At 72.1% G+C, this 17,780-nt stretch carries 16 protein-coding genes, 1 pseudogene and 1 riboswitch; of the genes and pseudogenes, 8 read left to right on the top strand and 9 right to left on the bottom strand.

Translation table 11 applies throughout. The features are described from left to right. Positions 1 to 180 precede the first annotated feature (180 nt). From ACWEOZ_RS16340 to ACWEOZ_RS16350, 3 genes are read right to left on the bottom strand one after another with little or no spacing between them, the layout of a single operon-like run. A complete protein-coding gene (locus tag ACWEOZ_RS16340; protein ID WP_451911497.1) occupies positions 181 to 960 on the bottom strand; it encodes an ABC transporter ATP-binding protein in 780 nt (259 codons plus the stop codon). Beyond that, the gene (locus ACWEOZ_RS16345; protein WP_451911498.1) at positions 947 to 1,975 is read right to left on the bottom strand and encodes a taurine ABC transporter substrate-binding protein; all 1,029 of its coding nucleotides are present in this window, start codon (positions 1,973 to 1,975) and stop codon (positions 947 to 949) included. The genes ACWEOZ_RS16340 and ACWEOZ_RS16345 overlap by 14 nt, the downstream gene beginning before the upstream one ends. 9 nt (positions 1,976 to 1,984) lie before the next feature. Next, positions 1,985 to 2,860 carry an ABC transporter permease gene (locus ACWEOZ_RS16350; protein ID WP_451911499.1) on the bottom strand — a complete coding sequence of 292 codons (876 nt, stop codon included), beginning with the start codon at positions 2,858 to 2,860 and terminating at the stop codon, positions 1,985 to 1,987. A gap of 137 nt (positions 2,861 to 2,997) precedes the next feature. On the opposite strand from ACWEOZ_RS16350, the pseudogene ACWEOZ_RS16355 reads away from it, so the two are divergent. Continuing rightward, positions 2,998 to 4,449 (top strand): annotated as a pseudogene (locus ACWEOZ_RS16355) (MFS transporter). 113 nt (positions 4,450 to 4,562) lie between these two features. Here the strand turns inward: ACWEOZ_RS16355 and ACWEOZ_RS16360 are convergent. Further along, positions 4,563 to 5,645: an aldo/keto reductase gene (locus ACWEOZ_RS16360; protein WP_451911500.1), complete on the bottom strand. Its 1,083-nt coding sequence runs from the start codon at positions 5,643 to 5,645 to the stop codon at positions 4,563 to 4,565. A gap of 104 nt (positions 5,646 to 5,749) precedes the next feature. Here ACWEOZ_RS16360 and ACWEOZ_RS16365 point away from each other — a divergent pair, with 104 nt between their 5' ends. Next, positions 5,750 to 6,160: a MerR family transcriptional regulator gene (locus ACWEOZ_RS16365; protein ID WP_451911501.1), complete on the top strand. Its 411-nt coding sequence runs from the start codon at positions 5,750 to 5,752 to the stop codon at positions 6,158 to 6,160. Continuing rightward, the gene (locus ACWEOZ_RS16370; RefSeq protein ID WP_451911502.1) at positions 6,151 to 7,260 is read left to right on the top strand and encodes a DUF4241 domain-containing protein; all 1,110 of its coding nucleotides are present in this window, start codon (positions 6,151 to 6,153) and stop codon (positions 7,258 to 7,260) included. The genes ACWEOZ_RS16365 and ACWEOZ_RS16370 overlap by 10 nt, the downstream gene beginning before the upstream one ends. A 580-nt stretch (positions 7,261 to 7,840) precedes the next feature. Here ACWEOZ_RS16370 and ACWEOZ_RS16375 read toward each other — a convergent pair. The 3 genes from ACWEOZ_RS16375 to ACWEOZ_RS16385 form a co-directional block, all read right to left on the bottom strand. After that, complete coding sequence (locus ACWEOZ_RS16375) at positions 7,841 to 8,248, bottom strand: hypothetical protein (protein ID WP_451911503.1); 408 nt, start codon at positions 8,246 to 8,248, stop codon at positions 7,841 to 7,843. A gap of 337 nt (positions 8,249 to 8,585) precedes the next feature. Next, on the bottom strand, positions 8,586 to 9,212 hold the full coding sequence (locus tag ACWEOZ_RS16380) for a redoxin domain-containing protein (RefSeq protein ID WP_451911504.1): 627 nt from the start codon (positions 9,210 to 9,212) through the stop codon (positions 8,586 to 8,588). 55 nt (positions 9,213 to 9,267) lie between these two features. Beyond that, positions 9,268 to 10,200 (bottom strand): NADP-dependent oxidoreductase, encoded by a 933-nt coding sequence (locus ACWEOZ_RS16385; RefSeq protein WP_451911505.1) that lies wholly within the window; start codon positions 10,198 to 10,200, stop codon positions 9,268 to 9,270. 81 nt (positions 10,201 to 10,281) lie between these two features. On the opposite strand from ACWEOZ_RS16385, the gene ACWEOZ_RS16390 reads away from it, so the two are divergent. After that, positions 10,282 to 10,683 (top strand): winged helix-turn-helix transcriptional regulator, encoded by a 402-nt coding sequence (locus ACWEOZ_RS16390; RefSeq protein ID WP_451911506.1) that lies wholly within the window; start codon positions 10,282 to 10,284, stop codon positions 10,681 to 10,683. Positions 10,684 to 10,733: 50 nt separating this feature from the next. After that, entirely contained in the window at positions 10,734 to 11,189 is a 456-nt protein-coding gene (locus ACWEOZ_RS16395; protein ID WP_451911507.1) for a GNAT family N-acetyltransferase, read from the top strand. A gap of 8 nt (positions 11,190 to 11,197) precedes the next feature. Here ACWEOZ_RS16395 and ACWEOZ_RS16400 read toward each other — a convergent pair whose 3' ends face one another. Beyond that, complete coding sequence (locus ACWEOZ_RS16400) at positions 11,198 to 12,178, bottom strand: DMT family transporter (protein ID WP_451911508.1); 981 nt, start codon at positions 12,176 to 12,178, stop codon at positions 11,198 to 11,200. A 70-nt stretch (positions 12,179 to 12,248) separates the two neighbouring features. After that, a riboswitch (SAM riboswitch) is annotated at positions 12,249 to 12,365 on the top strand. 36 nt (positions 12,366 to 12,401) lie between these two features. Between ACWEOZ_RS16400 and ACWEOZ_RS16405 the strand changes: the two genes are divergently transcribed. From ACWEOZ_RS16405 to ACWEOZ_RS16415, 3 genes are all read left to right on the top strand, one after another. Continuing rightward, on the top strand, positions 12,402 to 13,682 hold the full coding sequence (locus ACWEOZ_RS16405) for an aminotransferase class V-fold PLP-dependent enzyme (RefSeq protein WP_451911509.1): 1,281 nt from the start codon (positions 12,402 to 12,404) through the stop codon (positions 13,680 to 13,682). A 229-nt stretch (positions 13,683 to 13,911) separates the two neighbouring features. Then, the gene (locus ACWEOZ_RS16410; RefSeq protein WP_451911510.1) at positions 13,912 to 14,715 is read left to right on the top strand and encodes an alpha/beta fold hydrolase; all 804 of its coding nucleotides are present in this window, start codon (positions 13,912 to 13,914) and stop codon (positions 14,713 to 14,715) included. An 87-nt stretch (positions 14,716 to 14,802) separates the two neighbouring features. Next, positions 14,803 to 16,929: a catalase gene (locus tag ACWEOZ_RS16415; protein WP_451911511.1), complete on the top strand. Its 2,127-nt coding sequence runs from the start codon at positions 14,803 to 14,805 to the stop codon at positions 16,927 to 16,929. 33 nt (positions 16,930 to 16,962) lie between these two features. Here ACWEOZ_RS16415 and ACWEOZ_RS16420 read toward each other — a convergent pair whose 3' ends face one another. Beyond that, complete coding sequence (locus tag ACWEOZ_RS16420; protein ID WP_451911512.1) at positions 16,963 to 17,766, bottom strand: MBL fold metallo-hydrolase; 804 nt, start codon at positions 17,764 to 17,766, stop codon at positions 16,963 to 16,965. Positions 17,767 to 17,780: the final 14 nt, after the last annotated feature.

Below are 17,780 nucleotides of genomic sequence, written 5' to 3' on the forward strand. Positions count from 1 at the left end.
GGTCATGCTGCGTTCTCCTCTCGCATGCCCTTCTGGCCCTCGCGCGCCGTGCCGTCGTTCGGTGCGGCTGAGTGCCGCTCGGTGCAGGCGGTCATGCTGCGTTCTCCTCTCGCATGCCCTTCTGGCCCTCGCGCGCCGTGCCGTCGTTCGGTGCGGCTGAGTGCCGCTCGGTGCAGGCGGTCATGCGGACACTCCTTCTCCTACGGTGGCCGCCGCGCGGACGGCGTGACCGATCTCCGAGCGCAGGGCGGCGTACGCGGGCAGCCCGCGCAGCTCGTCCGGCGCGATGCCGGTGCGGGGCAGGTCGATCGGCAGGTCCAGGGCGACCCGGCCCGGCCGCGCGCTGAGCACCACGACCCGGCTGCCCAGGAACACGGCCTCGTCGACGCTGTGGGTGACGAAGACACACGTACGGCCGGTGTCGGCACTGACCCGGCGCAGGTCCTCCTGCAGCCGCTCGCGGGTCAGCGCGTCCAGCGCCGCGAACGGCTCGTCGAGCAGCAGCAACGGGTTCGGCACGGCCAGCGCCCGGGCGATGGCGACGCGCTGCTGCTGGCCGCCGGAGATCTGCCAGGTCCGCCGGTGAGCCACGTCGTGCAGCCCGACGCCGGCCAGCAGTTCGGCCACCCGTTCGCCGCGGTCGGCGATGCCGGCGTAGCGCAGGGCGAGCTCGACGTTGCCGCCCACGGTCTTCCAGGGGAACAGCCGCGGTTGCTGGAAGACCAGGCCCGCACCACGGCCCGGCACGGGCGCCGCCCCGCCGGTGCGGACCGACCCGAGGGTCGGCTGCTCGAAGCCGGCGATGAGCCGCAGCAGCGTGCTCTTGCCGCAGCCGGACGCGCCGACCAGCACCAGGAACTCCCCGGCGGGCACGGTCAGGCTGACCGGCCCGACCGCTGTGACGTCGCCGTAGGAGTGCTCGACGCCGTCGAGCTCGACCGCGGCCTCAGCTGAGGACATCGGGCAGTCCCTTGACGTAGACGGACTTCCGCACGGTGGCCAGGTCCGGCACGGCGTCGATCTTCTGCTGGCTCTTGAGGAACTCCGAGGCGCTGACCAGGTTGTCGGCGAGCTTGCCGGGCTGGGCCTCGGTGCCCAGCCACTCCGGCGAGGCGAGGTCCGCCGGCTTGAGGAACACGCCCTGGCTGAGCTGCTTCTGCGCGTCGGCCGGGCTGAGGTTCAGCTCCTGGCCGACCGCCTTGGCCGCCGCGGCCGGGTCGTTCGCGATGACGTCGAGGGCCTGCGCCTCGACCTTGCGCCAGGCGTCGACCGCCTCCGGGTGGGCCTGGATGAACGCGGTGCCGACCACGCCCAGGTCCAGGGTGGGCTTGCCGGCGGTGGCCAGCTCCTTGCTGCTGATCAGGACCTTGCCGTTCTTCTTCAGCTCGTCCAGCGACGGCAGCCAGGAGTACGCGGCGTCCAGGTCCCCGCGGGTCCAGGCGGCCAGGATGTCCTGCGGCTCGAGGTCCACGATGGTCACCTCGGACTCCTTGACCCCGGCCTTGTTCAGCGCGGCGAGCAGGCTGTAGTGCGCGGTGGAGGCGAACGGCGTGGCCACCTTCTTGCCGCGCAGCCCGGCCACGTCGGTGACCCCGCTGCCGTTGCGCGCGACCAGCGCCTCGTTGTCACCGGCCACGTCCAGCACGAACGCGACCTGGTACGGGATGTTCAGCGGCGCGGACAGCCCGCGGGCCACCGGGCTCGACCCGATCGCCGCGATGTCGATGCTGCGGCCCAGGAACGCGGTGTTGATGCTGGCGCCGGAGTCGAACTTGGTCCAGGTGATCTTGTAGTCCGGCAGCGCCTTCTCCAGCAGCCCCTGGTTCTTCACGATCAGGTCCCCGCTCGGGAACGCCTGGTACGCGAGCCGGATGGTCTTGTCCGCCGCCCCGGGACCACCGCCGGCGGCGCCGTCGCCGCAGGCGGCCGTCGCGAGCAGCGAAACGGCGGCGAGAACGGAAAGGAGTTTCTTCACGGGGGTTCCTTAACTACGGCCGCGCCACGGGATCAGCCGGTCCTCGGCTGTCCGCAGCAGGGCGTCGATGAGCAGGCCGGAGAGGCCGATGGCGAACAGGCCGAGCACGACCACGTCGGTCTGGGAGTAGCGCTGGGCGTCGCGGATCAGCCCGCCGATCCCGGGGACGCCGTTGATGGTCTCGGCCGCGACGACCGAGGAGTATGCGACGCCGACGGCGAGCCGCGCGCCGGTGAAGATCTCGGGCAACGCGTTCGGCAGCACCACGTCGCGGGTGGTCTGCCAGTGTCCGGCCCCCAGCGCCCGGGCCGCCTCGACCAGCCCGGCCGGCGCCGAGTGGACGGCCGCGGCGGTGGCCACGGCGACCGGCGGCAGCGCGGCGATGGACAGCAGCCACAGCTTGGGCGTCTCGTCGATGCCGAACCAGATGATGAACAGGCTGAAGTAGGCCAGCGGCGGCAGCGCGCGCACGAACGTGACGACGGGCTCGGCGACGACCCGCAACCAGCCGACCGTACCCAGCAGGATGCCGAGCACCAGGCCGCCGCCGATGCCGATGACCGAGCCGATGAGGATGCGCCGCAGGCTGACCCCGAGATGCTCGATGAGCAGGTGCCCGCTGTAGCCACGGATGCCGTCGTGGGTCGACGACGTGACGATCAGTTGGTGCCAGACGGCCGCCGGGGCCGGGATGAAGGTGGGGTTGCGCACCAGCCGGGCCGCGACCTCCCAGAGCAGGTAGAGCACGACGAGCGAGACGAGCCGCAACACCAGGCGACGCCGGCGCCCGCCACGCACGGCCGGGGCGGGACGGACAGCGGTGGGCGCCCCCAGGCCCGGATCGGCACCGGCGGGAGCCGGCGGAACGGACACGGAGGTACTCACGGACGACTCCAGCGGGACGGCGGATACGGCCCGCTATTCCTATAGCCTTACTAGGGTTTTGGGCAAGCCCCCGTCCCGCCTGCTGGAAGTGACCTGCGTCCTGACCGCTCGGCGCGGCACTCCCCTACGGTCGGGGCGTGCCGAACCGCCGTACCGTCTCGCTGGCGATCTGCCTGTGCGCCGCCTTCACCACCCTGCTCGACCAGTCCAGCCTCAACACGGCGATCCCGTCGCTGCGCACGGCCCTGGACGCCGGGCCCGCCACCCTGCAGTGGATCGTCGCGGGCTACTCGCTGACGTTCGGGCTGGCCCTCGTGCCGGCGGGCCGGCTCGGCGACGCGCACGGCCGCACATGGCTGTTCGTCGGCGGGCTGAGCCTGTTCACCGCGGCGAGCGTGATCGGCGGCACGGCGGAATCGGCGTGAGTGGTCGCGCTGGCCCGGCTGCTGCAAGGTGTCGGCGCGGGCACGGTCAACCCGCAGATCTTCGGCATCATCCAGGAGCTGTTCACCGGCCGCGCACGGACCCGCGCCCTCGCGGCGTACGCGACAGTGGGCGGGATCTCCGGAGTGATCGGGCCCCTGGTCGGCGGCACGGTCATCGGGGCGCTCGGCGAGCAGCACGGCTGGCGCTGGGTGATGCTGCTCAACGTGCCGTTCGGGCTGATCACCGTACCGCTGGCCCTGAAGTGGCTGCCCGCGACGGCCCGGCGGCCCGGCACCCGCCCGGCCCTGGACCTGGCCGGGCTGGCCCTTTTGGCCACGGCGACGCTCGCCGTGCTGCTGCCCTTCGTCCTGCCGGACGGCCGCCCGCCGCGGTTCTGGTGGCCGGTGGTCGCGGCAGCGGCGCTGGTCACCCTGATCGCCTGGGAGCGACGGTACGCCCGCAGCGGCCGCACCCCGATCCTGCTCCCGGCCCTGCTGGGCTCCCGCGGTTTCAGCCTCGGCGCCCTGACCGCGATGTTCCAGTTCGGCGCGACCATGTCGGCCTCGCTGTCCCTGACCCTGTTCCTGCAGGACGGGCTCGGCTGGTCACCGCTGCACGCGGCTTCGACGATCCTGCCCAGCTCCCTCGGCTTCGCGATCGCGTCGTCGCAGAGCTGGCGCCTGGTCAGCCGGTACGGCCGGATCAGCGTGGTGTGGGCCCTGACCGGATCCTTCGTGACCCTGGCGGTGACGGCGGCGGTGATCGGGTGGGTGCCGGCGGGACAGATCGGCATCGCTCTGACGGTGACCCAGCTGGCGATGGGCGTCTCCGGCGGCCTGATCATCTCACCGAACCAGGCGCTGACACTGGCGCACGCGCCGGCCGCGGCGGCGGGGCTGGCAGGGGGATTCCTGCAGGTGTCGCAGCGCATCTCGGCGACGATCGCGACGGCGGCGGTGGCCGGGGTGGTGCTGGCGGGCATCACGGCGGGGGTGGCGCGGGAGGCGGTGGCGCACGGGCTGCTCATCTGCGTGCTCATGCTGGCGCTGGCGACTGCCTGCGCGGCCCTGGATGTGCGGCGGCCTCGGGCCGCCGCGGAGCCCGGAGGGCGGGAGGCACCACATACGCCACCGATCGCCTCTGGTGCCGGTCCGGCCGGGTGAGGTCTGGACCAATGCCCGGTACGCCGTACCAGCACGTCCTCGTCCAGTGCGAGACAGCCAACGTGTTCCTGGTGCTCGGTGCTGAACCTCGACGAGCACGCCGTCACCGGGCATCATCTGCTCGACCTCAACCAGGTGTACGGCCTCGCCTGAGCACGGATGACCGGTGGCCGCTCCGGAAACCGGGCGAACAGCGAATGCGGCGTCATGACCGGTTCCGCATGGCTCTCGGCGTCGAGAGTGGTCAGGTGCTCGGCGGACAGGTCGATGTCGAGGGCATCGAGGTTCGCATCGAGTTGTTCCACGGTCGTGGCACCGACGAGGGTGCCGACCACTCCTGGTCGGCCGGTGACCCAGTTGAGCGCCACCTGCGCGGGCGTGCGGCCGATCTCCTCAGCTATCCCTTTCAGCGCCTCCAGGATGCGCCAGTGGCGGTCGGTCAGCGTGACGGCGACGGGCCACCGGTGGTCCGGGCTGAGCCGTCCGGCCGCGGCGGCGGGGGTGGCGTCCCGGTGGTACTTGCCGGTGAGGAAGCCGTTGGCGAGCGGTGACCAGGGCACGACTGCCATGCCGAGGTTGAGCGCCGCGGGCAGGTGCTCGAATTCGATGCTCCGTTCGGCCAGGGAGTACTCCAGCTGCAGCGCCGCGACCGGCTCCCAGCCGCGATGGTGGGCCAGCGTCTGGGCCTTGGTGGCCCACCAGGCCGGGACGTTGCTCAGCCCGACCGCGCGGATCTTGCCGCTGCGGACCAGCGAGTCGAAGGTGGCCATCACCTCGTCCACGTCGGAGAGCTGGTCCCACAGGTGCAGCCAGTACAGGTCGAGGTAGTCGGTGTTCAGGCGGCGCAGGGACGCCTCGACCGCGGTGAGGATGTGCTTGCGGCCGTTGCCGCGGGCGTTGGGGTCGCCGGGGTGGGTCGGGCCGCCGAACTTCGTGGCGATGACCAGCCGATCCCGGTCGGTGGTCTCCCGGATCAGCCGGCCCAGGAGTTCCTCGCCGGCTCCGCCCCCGTAGACGTCGGCCGTGTCGATGAAGTTGCCACCCCGGTCGAGGTAGCGCCGGAAGATGGCCCGCGATGCCTCCTCGCCGGCGTGCCATCCGCCGCTGCCGAAGGTCATCGTGCCCAGGCCCAGAGGGGAGATCCGTAGTCCGCCGGATCCCAGCAGGAAGTAGTGATCAAGACCGTTGGTGGCCATGGGCGTCCGCCTCTCGAAGTCGACCCGGCCCACCCAACATGCTCGAGTGCACTCCCGGTCAAGGCGGTTGACGTGGAGCGCGCTTCAGGTGCCATGCTCGGCGGGTGCCGTCCCACACCCCGAAGCAGGCCGCCGCGATCAGCGGGTTCAGCCTGCACACGCTGCGCTATTACGAACGCGTCGGCCTGCTGCCGAGAATCAGGCGGACCGCGACCGGCCGGCGCGTCTTCAGCGAGACCGACCTCAAATGGCTGAGCCTGCTGCGGTGCCTGCGCGACACCGGGATGCCGATCGCCGAGATGCAGCAGTTCGTCCACCTCATGAACGGTGGCGCCGCGACGACGGCCGAACGGGCGGAGGTCCTGTCGGCCCACGAGCAGCGCGTGGCGGATCAGATCAGCCGGCTGCAGGGTCACCTCGTCCAGATCCGCAGCAAGATCGAGACCTATAGGGACGGCAGACCGTGGTCGCCGCCCGTCGCCGACGACGCCAGGCCGTCGATCTCATGGCGGTGACGCTCACGGCGGTGTACTGCGACGGCTGGGACGACGCGGTGGTCAACCCGCTGACCCGGGACATCGCCGAGGCTCGGCACGCTGCCGGTGAGCCGTACTCGGTGGTTCTGCTGGTCGGCGGGCGGCCGCACGCCGTGCTCGACGTCGCGCTCGGCGAGGGGCATGTCGGGCTGACCCGCTTCGACGGTTTCGGCGGGCGGGCGTCCCGCCACCAATGGCGGGAAACCCGGACCGGCGAGCTCTTCCTGCGCGAGGCACGCCAATGGCGGGGTACGACGACCACGACGGTCACCTTCGAGCTCAACGGCCGCCGTACCGACCTCGTCGAGCAGGAGAATTCCCGCCGGCAGGACCACACGCCGAACTCGCCGGCGCCGCGTACGCCGATTCCCGCTTTCGGCCAGTGGCAGCCGCTGCTGGAGTTCGCCGGTGACGGCCGGCCCGACATTGCCGACGCGTCGTCGCATTCGCTGCCGGTTCGTGCCGGCGTACGCCCGTGGCAGCCGCCTCGGCCGCTGCGGCCGTACCGGATCGAAGAGCTCTTCACCGAGGGCGCCGAGCGGCCGGTCCGGGACCGGACGATGCGGATCTCCCCGCACGCCGCCGGGCCGCTGCGGCTGCCCTCCGGGCGGCTGGTGGCCGCCGACCCGTCATCGCTGGACTACGGCGAGGAACCGTTCACCGTCACGGTCCCGCCGGGCGAGTATCCGGTGACGATCAGCCTGGCCACCTTCATCGACGATCCCGGCCACCGCCGGGTGGCCGCCGCCCGCCTGCAGATCATGGACTCGCCCACCGCCACCTGGGAACTGGCCCTGCGGGACGGCCAGGACCACCGTGATCTGGGCGACGGCGAGTTCTACGGCTTCGGGGTCGACGCAGGGCTGGGCTGCTTCGTCGACGAGGACAACCGCGAACGGCTGTCCGAGGAATGGGAGCGCTTCGACCTCGACCGCTTCACCACCCTGCCCGGCGGCGACATGGTGGCCTGGTCGAGCGGCTGGGGCGACGGCGCCTACCCGACCTGGATCGGCCGCGACGCATCCGGCACGGTGACCTGCTTCGTCGCCGACATGCTCCTCTTCGGCACGGGACCGTAGCGCGTGCCGCCGTATCGAGCTGCTCGGTGTCGACCTACCTGGCGAAGGCCGAGCCCGACACCGTCGAGGAAGCCCGCGCGCGGCTTGCCGAGTTCATCGAAGACGCCGGCGGCGAAGGGGCCCCTGCGCAAGCGACGAGCGGTTCTCGCCTTGGTAACCGCTCTTCACCGGGCAGGAGTCACCGCGCCGACGCTGGCGACCGCCGTCCCCCGATCCCGGTTCGTTTCCGTGGACGGAACCGTCACCGGTGAGCAGCTCGCAACCGCCTTCACGACTGCCTATCCCGGCTTCCACAGGCGACTCGGGCGTTGGTTCATCGAGGCGCCCGTGCACGACGGTGGCAAGACGTGCGTGCTGTCGAAAATGTGGGGCCCAACACCGAACCGGTTCTCCATCGGCTCCTGGCCCTCGCGCCCACCGACGGTTACAGCTACGAAGCGGCTTCCGACAACTGAGAGCCGCGCTCAGCCGCTTCAGAAAAGGAAAGGGTTCGAGCTGATCGTCGATCCCGGCGGATGTTCCGGGGCTGACCGACAGGTATATTCCGGCTGGGCCCGGGCACCGGACGACTGAGCATCACTCAACGAGCGTGCAACGAGTAGGTCTCGTGAGCGGCGATCATCGTGCGGGCCGCACGGATGCCCCATTGGCCATCGGTTCCCACACTCTGCCCGGTGTACCGGGTGCCGTTGCGCATCTGAGTGTTGAATACGGTCTCCGAGTAGCCCCCGAACAGCTTCTTACGTCCCTCGATCAGCGAGAAACTTGCGACATCGGCGAATTGGGTCACGTCAACGCCGCCGTCCTGCAACAAGATGATGATCCGGTCCGGAGTGACCACCAGGGTGCCGAACGGGAAATGGCAACGAGTGAAAGTGAGTATCTCCTCGTCACCCAGCTCGCGTTCCAACTGGATGACCCGGTCTTCCATGATGGTGGAGCGTTCCTTCGGCGGCATCTCCTCAAGAATGTGTGCAACGTTCGACATGCCAGTCAGCCTCTCGACGTGTTCACTGTGTGACGTATCGTTCCGTGTCAAGGTGAGCGCGTCATCGACCGGTGGTAGCCAAGGGCTGAGCCGGGTGTCCTTTCCGGACGCGATTCAGCGGTCGCCGGTGTCACACTCGACGCCGATCCGTGGATGATCGGCGTTCTCGTGACACGATCAGCCGGAGGCGGCAGCGAACCGGAGGACCACGATCGGATCACGACGATCAGCCCGGCCGTTTGCGAAGCAGTGCTCGAGTCGCGGGCATGCGTGATGTGGCATCCGGTCAGCGGATTTGCGCAAGAGCCTGGCCTGCTCCCTGCGCAGCGCGCGCCGGTCAGCCGCGCGGCGCCACCGGGATCGAGGCGATCTGCTGGCGCAGTGTCGCGATGATCGGCGCCGCTGGGGTGCGGGCCGCCGTGAACGGGTGCACGTCCGCGTAGCGCACCGTGCCCGTGCGGTCGGCGACCACGACGCTCGGGTACGGCAGGACCGACCGCCGCGTGCCCAGCAACTCGGTGGCTTCCGGCGCCTGGTAGCCGAGGCCGAACGCGTCGATCAGCGTGTGCCGGGGGTCGGCCGCCACCAGGTAGCTCAGGTCGTTGCGGTGCTTGACGGGGGCCAGCAGCTCGGCCCGTTGCGGGCTCACCGCCACCAGGTGCGCCCCCAGGTCCGTGCAGGCCGGGGCCAGGGTGCGCTGGTATGCCACCAGGGTTTCCTCGCAGGCCGCCGAGCCCGCGTACCGGATGAAGACCAGGACCAGCGGCCCGGTGTCGAGCAGCCGGCGCAGGTGGATCGGGCCCAGGTCGACCTCGATCAGGGGCAGGTCCGGGACCCGGCCGCCGGGGGCGATCATCCGGCTCCAGACCGCGTCCTTCTCGAACTGGCGCCGGACTGCCGCCTCCTCGGCCCGGCGGCGGGCGGCGTCCGGGCCGCCGGCGCTCAGGTGTACGGATCTCGTCATGGCGCCACCATATCCATCCAATAGGTAGGCATTGTGAAGCCTTGATGAACGCTTGTCAGGGCACGAGCACCAACCGTCCGCGCAGGCCACCGGCGGCCAGCCGCTCGTGGGCCCGGACCACACCGGTCAGTGGGATCGTGTCCGCCACGCGCAGCGTCAGCAGACCGGCGTCGACCAGCGCCGCGAGTTCCGTCAGGCGGCCGCCGTCGGCCCACACCTCCTGCACGACGACGCGGGTGGCGCGCAGCGGTGGCGGGGCGAACGGCGCGACGAGGGCCACGAACACGCCGCCTCCGCGCAGCGCCTCGTGGGCTGTGACACCGGCCACGGCGGCGTCGACGACGGCGTCCACGCCGCCGGGGACCATCTCGCGGACTGCCGCGCCCAGCCGGTCCGTGCGGGTCACGAACTCGTCGGCGCCGCGTTCCCGTACCGTTTTCTCGTCGGTCTCGGCCGCCACCGCGACCGTGCGGATGCCGCGGATGGCGGCGAGTTGCAGCAGCAGGCCGCCCACACCGCCCGCGGCCCCGGTGACCAGCAGGGTCTGACCCGCTCGCAGGCCCGTCAGGGCCAGCGCGCGGTCGGCGGTGAGGCCGATCAGCGGGAGGGTCGCCGCCTCCGGCAGGCTCACCGAGCGGGGCGCAGGGGCGGTCGCGAGCTCGTCCAGCACCACCCACTCGGCCTGCGCGCCGCCGGCCGACAGGACGTCACGCAGGCCGATGACGGTGTCGCCCGGGGCGCGGCGGCGTACCCCCGGACCGACCTCGTCGATCACGCCCGCGACGTCCCAGCCCAGCTCGACCTCGTCGGCCGGCGGCAGCAGGCCCGCCTGCGTCATCGCACCGCCGCGGGTGGACAGGTCGATGCGGTTCACGGCCGCCGCGGCGACACGGATCCGGACCTGGCCCGGGCCGGGGCGCGGGTCCGGCAGGTCGGCGACTTCCAGGACTTCGGGGCCGCCGAAGCGGCGCACGATCACGGCTCTCATGGTGGCGACGCTAGGGGCGATATCGTCGGGCGGTAAGGACGCACCCGGGAGTGCGTACCGTACCGGGAGGAGCCCGCCGCGATGGTCACGAGGTCCGCCGCCGAGCGCCGGGACGAGGCGCAGCGCGCCTACAACGCCAACCTCGCCGAGTGCCCCGGCCACGACCTGCTGGGCACGCTGAGCGACAAATGGCTGACCTTGGTGGTGGCCGCGCTGGCCGACGGGCCGCTGCGGTACGCCGAACTGTCCCGCGAGGTCGCCGGGGCCAGCCAGAAGATGCTCACCCAGACGCTGCGCAAGCTGGAACGCGACGGCCTGGTGGCCCGCACTGTCGTCGCCGCGGTGCCGGTGCAGGTGTCGTACGAACTGACCGCTCTCGGCCACGAGCTGCTGCCGTTGCAGCGGGCCATCAAGAGCTGGGCCGAGACCCACATCGCCGAGGTGCACCGCGCCCGCGCCGCCTACGACGAAGGCCCGGCCTGACCCGCCGCTCACGCTCTGGCATCCTGGGCGGGCAACCGGAGGAGGAGTTCATGGGGGATCGTCAGCGGGACGACTACGTGCTGACCACCGACGCCGCGCGTGTCGATGTCGAGCGGGTGCACCGGTGGCTGTGCGACGAGTCCTACTGGGCGGCCGGGCGGGACTTCGACGTGGTGGCGCGGTCGATCGAGGGCTCGCTGCCGTACTCGGTCCTGCACGGCGGTGAGCAGGTGGCCTTCGCCCGGGTCGTCACCGACGGGGCGACCTTCGCGTGGATCTGCGATGTCTTCGTCGCCACCGGGCACCGGGGCCGGGGACTCGGCGGGTGGCTGGTCGACAGCGTCGTCGAGGACCTCACCGACCGGGGTGTCCTCCGCTTCCTGCTCGCCACCAAGGACGCCCACGAGGTCTACCGGCGGGCCGGCTTCGCCGGGCTGGAGGGCGCCGACCGCTTCATGGAGCTCGACCGGCGCCCCACCCGCGCCGCCATCCTCGGGCAGGCCTGAGGCACCGGTCAGGGGGCGGCCGCCGCCGGGCCGGGACTCGCCGCCACCGGGTCGTCCGGCGGCCGGGCACCGCGGCGGCGGGACAGCGCCCCCTGGGAGATCGCCACGCCGGTCAGCACGATCAGCGCGCCCAGCGGCTGGTTCCAGACCAGGTGCTCGCCCAGGATCAGCACGCCGACCACCGTCGCCACCACCGGCATCAGATAGGTCACCGACGCCGACGTGCTCGCGCCCGCCACCCGGATCACCCGCATGTTGAGCACGAACGCCAGCCCGGTGCCGAGGGCGCCCAGCGCCAGCACGCAGAGCACCACCTGCAGGGACAGCTGCGCCGGGGCCGGCGGCGCGCCGGCCAGCAGTGGTGCCAGCACGGCGAGCTGGGCCAGGGCCATCAGCAGCTGGCCGCCGGCGATCGACACCCCGGAGCCGGCCCGGCCGGCGATGAACTTCTTCTGGTACGGGATCGCGACGGCGTAACACATCGCCGCCCCGAAGCACATGAGCTGCCCGGTGAGCTGCGAGCCGCCGAGGTCCCGCCAGACGCCCAGCACCACCAGCACGCCCAGGAAGCCGGTCGCGATGCCGGCCACCCGGCGCGGAGTCAGTGCCTCGGTGCGGAAGACCAGCACCGCCAGCGGCAACGCGACCAGCGGGGTGGCCGCGTTCCAGATGCCGGCGAGCACCGAGGAGACGCGCTGTTCGCCGTACCCGAAGAGGGTGAAGGGCAGCGAGACGCCCAGCGCGGCGACGACCGCGAGATGGCCCCACAAACGGGCGTCGCGAGGCAGCCGGTCGCGGGTCACCGCGAGCACGATCAGCAGGACCGCCGTGCCCGCGGTGACCCGGGCGAAGGTGAGCCACAGCGGGTGCAGCTCACGGACGCCGACCTTGATGAAAAGGAAGCTGGTGCCCCAGATCGCGGCGAGCGCCAGAAAGCTCGGCAGCCAGTCGCGGGGGCGGGCGGTGTCAGGGGCGGTAGGGCTACGCACCCCTGACACTCTGCCGCATGGGTACGACACTTCCTCCAGGGGCCACCGGCACTCTGCTAAGGTGCCTTCAGGTCATGAGTGCCAGCGCGAAGCCCCGGCTTGCTGGCCGGCAACCCTTGTGTTCGCGATGGGGTGCTCCGGGTGAGGACCGGGCCGGCGTCGACACCGACGTGGGCAAGCGCGGGCCCCGGGGCGGGGTCCCCGACCTCCCGGAGGCAGCTCCATGTCCCTCGTCCTGCAGCACACCGACCTCGACGTCGTCGGCACGGACCTGACTGTCGACCTGCCCGATGGCACGACGGTCCCGTTCGCCCACCTGGACTACGCCGCGACCGCCCCGTGCGTGCGCGCCGCCGCGGACGCCGTGCAGAGCCTGCTCCCCTGGTACGGCAGCGTGCACCGCGGCACCGGCATCCGCTCCCAGACCTCGACCCTGGAATACGAACGCGCCCGCGACCTCGTGGCCGAGTTCATCGGCGCCCGGACCGGCGACGCGGTGATCTTCACCCGCAACACCACCGACGCGCTGAACCTGCTCGCCCGCGCCCTGCCGCCTGAGGCCACCACGATCGTCTTCGACGGTGAGCACCACGCGAACCTGCTGCCGTGGCGCCGCCCGCTGCGACTGCCCACCCCGGCAAGCCCGGACGAGGCCGTCGCGGCCGTCGAGCGAGCGCTGCGCGGCCTGAGCGGACCCGGGCTGGACAAACCCAGGCTGGGCGGGCCGGTCCTGGTCGCGGTCACCGGGGCGAGCAACGTGACCGGCGAGATCTGGCCGGTGCGGCGGCTGGCCGACGTGGCCCACCGGTACGGCGCCCGGATCGTCGTGGACGCCGCGCAGCTCGCACCGCACTCCCCCGTCGACCTCGCCACCCTGGGCGCGGACTATCTCGCCCTGTCCGGGCACAAGCTCTACGCCCCGTTCGGCGCCGGGGTCCTGGCCGGGCGGGCCGACTGGCTCGACGCCGCCGAGCCGTACCTCAGCGGCGGCGGCGCCAGCACCGCGGTCGGGACCGCCGCCGGGGACGTGACGTGGGCCCACGGTGCCGCCCGGCACGAGGCGGGCACCCCCAACCTGCTCGGCGCGGTGTCGCTGGCCGCGGTCTGTGCGGCGCTGCTGCGCACCGACCGCACCGCACTGCACGAGCGCGAGCAGGAGCTGCTGGGCCGGCTCCGGGACGGACTGGCCGGGGTCCCGGGCGTACGGCCGGTGAGCGTGTTCGGCGTTCGGCAGCCCCGGGTCGGCATCGTGTCGCTCGCCCTGCCCGGCCACGACCCCGCGGTGATCGCCGACCGGCTGGCCCGCGAGTACGGCATCGGGGTCCGGGCCGGGCTGTTCTGCGCCCATCCGCTGACCCGGCGGCTGACCGGGGACACGGGCACGGGTGGCTGCGGCAGCGCGACGCCGGGACTGCTGCGGGCCAGCTTCGGCCTGGGCACCAGCGACAGCGACGTCGACCGCCTGGCCGTCGCGCTGGGCAAGCTGACAGCCCACCCCAGCTGACCTCCCGGCATTGCCGGACCGCCCGAGCCGCGCGCCCACCCCGCCGCACGATGCCCGCGCCCACGATGGCCGCACCGCACAGTGGCCGCTCCGCACAATGGCCGCGCTCTACGACCGCCGCGCGGCCGATGTCGGCTGAGCAGCCGCGGCGCCTCCGCCGATCGGGGCATCCGAGATTCGCCCGGATGCCCGGGGGTATGTACGGAAGGTGATACGACGCATTGCACGGATGACCCCCGGCCAGCGCCGGCTGACCCGGGCCGCACCGCGGACCGCCCAGGGATTCGTCAGCCATTGGACCGCGGTGGCCGGCCTGCGGCTGCACGTACGCTCCCGGGCCGCCGCCGCCACCGGCCGGCCGTGGGTGCTGCTGCACGGGCTGGCCGTCTCCCACCGCTACCTGATGCCGACAGCCGCCGCCCTGACCGGCGGGCCGGTGCACGTGCCCGATCTGCCGGGCTTCGGCCTGTCCGGCAAGCCCCGGCAGGTCTTCGACGTCGAGCAGCACACCGCGGTCATCGCCGCCTGGATGGACACCGAGGGCATCACCGGCGCGCAGGTGCTCGCCAACTCGTTCGGCTGTCAGATCGCCGTCGAACTGGCCGTGCGGCGGCCCGATCTGGTCTCCGCGCTCGTCCTGGTCGGCCCGACGGTGGATCCGGCCGCGCCCACCGCCACCGGTCAGGCGCGCCGCTGGCTGGCCGACCTGGTGTGGGAGGACGCGCGGCAGGCCCGGATCATCGCGGCCGACGTCCGGGACGCGCGGCCCCGCCGGATCCTGACCACTCTGCGGCTGTCCGTGCGTCATCGCATCGACCACCGGCTGCCGCTGGTCCAGGCGCCGGTGTTGTTCCTGCGCGGCCAGCACGACCCGATCGCGCCGCCGCGCTGGCTGCGGCAGGCTGCCCGGCTGACGCCGTACGCCGTGACCGATGTGGTGCCGGCGGCCGGGCACAACGCCATCACGACCGCCGGGTCCGTGGTGGCCCGCCGGGCGGTGGCCTTCGCGGCGCACAGCGCGGTCGGGAAATAGACCAATAGCGCGTTTCGGACGATCATGAGGGGGCAAGCGGGAAAGGGGCCGGATTCCCGGTGCCCGGTCTCGAGACGAGGACAGTAGATGGCAGTGAAGCGCCCCCGCAGGTCAGAGCCCACCGTGCCGAGCCCGGCCGCCATGGAACCGGCGGCGACCACTCCGTTGACCGGGGCACTGGCGCCGGAACAGGGGCTCCAGACCGGGGAGTTCCTCACCACAGCGCAGGGTCTGCGGCTCAGTGACACCGACCATTCGCTGAAGGCGGGACCTCGCGGGCCCTCGCTGCTGGAGGACTTCCACCTGCGGGAGAAGATCACCCACTTCGACCACGAGCGGATCCCCGAGCGGGTCGTGCACGCGCGCGGGGCCGCCGCGCACGGCGTCTTCCGGGCGTACGGCAGCGCGGCGTCGGTCACCAAGGCCGGCTTCCTGGCCGAGGCCGGCAAGGAGACGCCGGTCTTCGTCCGCTTCTCGACCGTGCTCGGATCGCGCGGGTCCGCCGACACCGTGCGCGACACCCGAGGTTTTGCCGTGAAGTTCTACACCGATCAGGGCAACGTCGACCTGGTCGGCAACAACATCCCGGTGTTCTTCATCCAGGACGGCATCAAGTTCCCGGACATCATCCACGCCGGCAAGCCGCACCCGGACCGGGAGATCCCGCAGGCCCAGTCGGCCCACGACACGTTCTGGGACTTCGTCTCGCTGCACACCGAGGCCACCCACCACGTGTTCTGGAACATGTCCGACCGGGGCATCCCGCGCTCGTACCGCACCATGGAGGGCTTCGGGGTGCACACCTTCCGCCTGGTCGACGCGGAGGGCGGCACCCACCTGGTGAAGTTCCACTGGAAGCCGGTGGCCGGGGTGCACTCGCTGGTCTGGGAGGAGGCGCAGCTCGCGGCCGGGGTCGACCCCGACTTCCACCGCCGGGACATGGCCGACGCCATCGACGCCGGCGCCTTCCTCGAGTACGAGCTCGGCATCCAGGTGATGCCGGACAGCGCCGAGGAGACCTTCGAGGGGATCGACCTGCTCGACCCCACCAAGATCGTGCCGGAGGAGCTGGCCCCGGTGCAGCCGATCGGCCTGCTCACGCTGAACCGCAACCCGGACAACTACCACGCCGAGGTCGAGCAGGTCGCCTTCCACACCGGCCACCTGGTGCCCGGCATCGAGGTCACCAACGACCCGCTGATGCAGGCACGGCTGTTCTCGTACCTGGACACCCAGCTCACCCGGCTCGGCGGGCCGAACTTCCCGCAGCTGCCGATCAACCGGCCGCACGCGCCGGTGAACGACAACCTGCGCGACGGGATGCACCAGACCGCCGTGCACCGCGGCATCGCGCCGTACCTGCCCAACAGCCTGGCCGGGGCCGAGGGCCCGGCCCCGGCGAGCGAGCCGGAGGGCGGCTTCGTGCACGTGCCGCGGCTGGTCGAGGGGGCGAAGGTACGGGCCAACCCGGTCTCCTTCGACGACCACTTCAGCCAGCCGGCGATGTTCTACGCCAGCCTGAGCGAGGTCGAGCGGATCCACCTGACCGAGGCCTTCACCTTCGAGCTCGGCAAGTGCTACGAGCAGGCGATCCGCGAGCGCATGCTCGGCGTGCTGGCGAAGGTGGACACCGGCCTGAGCGCCCAGGTCGCCGCGGGCCTCGGCCTGCCCGCCCCGGCCGGCACGCCGGTCGCCGCGGTCCGGGTCTCCGCCGCCCTGTCGCAGGTCACCGGGGTGCCGGGCCCGATCGCCGGCCGCGTCGTCGGCGTGGTCGCCGGTCCGAAGGCCGACCTCGCCGGGATCGGCAAGCTGCGGGACGCGCTGACCGCGCAGGGCGCCTTCGTCCGGGTCATCGCGTCGCACGGCGGCGAGCTGGTCAAGGGCCTGCGGAAGGAGATCATCGAACGCACGCTGCTGACCACGCGGTCGATCGAGTACGACGCGATCCTGGTCGCGGGCGGCGCCGGCGACCTCGCGGACGTGAAGCTGACCGTGCTGCTGCAGGAGGCGTTCCGCCACGCCAAGGCCCTCGGCGCCTGGGGTGACGGCGTTCAGGCGCTGCGGACCGCGGGCATCGACGTGGAGGCACCGGGCATCCTGCTGGCCGACGGCATGACGGCCGCGTACCGCAAGCAGCTTGTCACCGCGCTCGGCCTGCACCGCGTCTGGGAGCGCACCGCGCAGGTCATGGCCGCGGCCGCACCGACCGCGTAGCCGGCGGGGTTGCCGCTGCGCCGGGCCACCGGCTCAGCGCAGCGGCAGCTCCAGGCTGTTCCCCCGGGTGATCGGCCGGATCCCGGTCAGGCCGTGCTCCCCGGCCCGCCGCAGGAACGCGCTCAGCGGCAGCTTCTGCACCACGTAGTCGTCGTTGTGGATCGGGATGGTGAGCCGCGGCCGGATCACCTCGGTCGTCGCCACCCCCTGCTTGTCGTCCATGGTGAGCAGCATGCCCAGGATCTTGGTGCCGCCGAGGTGGATGATCATGGCGTCGATGTCGCCGCAGCGCCGCGGCACCTCCTCCAGGAACGGCCGGTACAACGTGTCGCCGGTGATGTAGAGGCGCAGCCGGCACCGGCCGTCCTCCTCCAGCTCCACCACCGAGCCCATGACGTCCGGCAGCAGCCGGTCCATCAGGCCGGGACCGTGCCGGCCGGGGACCGAGGTCACCCGCAGCCGCTGCCGTCCCCGCGAGAGCTCGTGGCTCTCCCACGTCGGCAGGCCCATGACGTCCTCGAATTTGCGGCGCCGCAGCTTGCGCTGGGCCTCCCGGGTGGTGACGATCGGCGTCGTCTTCCCCACCTCGGCCGTGGCCACCCGGTCCCAGTGGTCGCCGTGGAAATGCGACAACAGCACCGCGTCCAGCGGCGGCAGCTCCGCGACCGAGCAGGCCGGGTCGAGCAGGCGCCGGGTCCACATGCCGTAGCCCAGGTGCACCCGGCTGCCCGCCGACACGAAGTTGGGGTCGGTCAGCAGGGTGAAGTCCCCGAGCCGCAACACGGTCGTCGCGTTGCCGATGAAGGTCATGCTCGCGCGCAGGCCGTCCTGATCCATGGGGCGCGCATACC

This window comes from Actinoplanes sp. NPDC004185, from assembly GCF_053603475.1.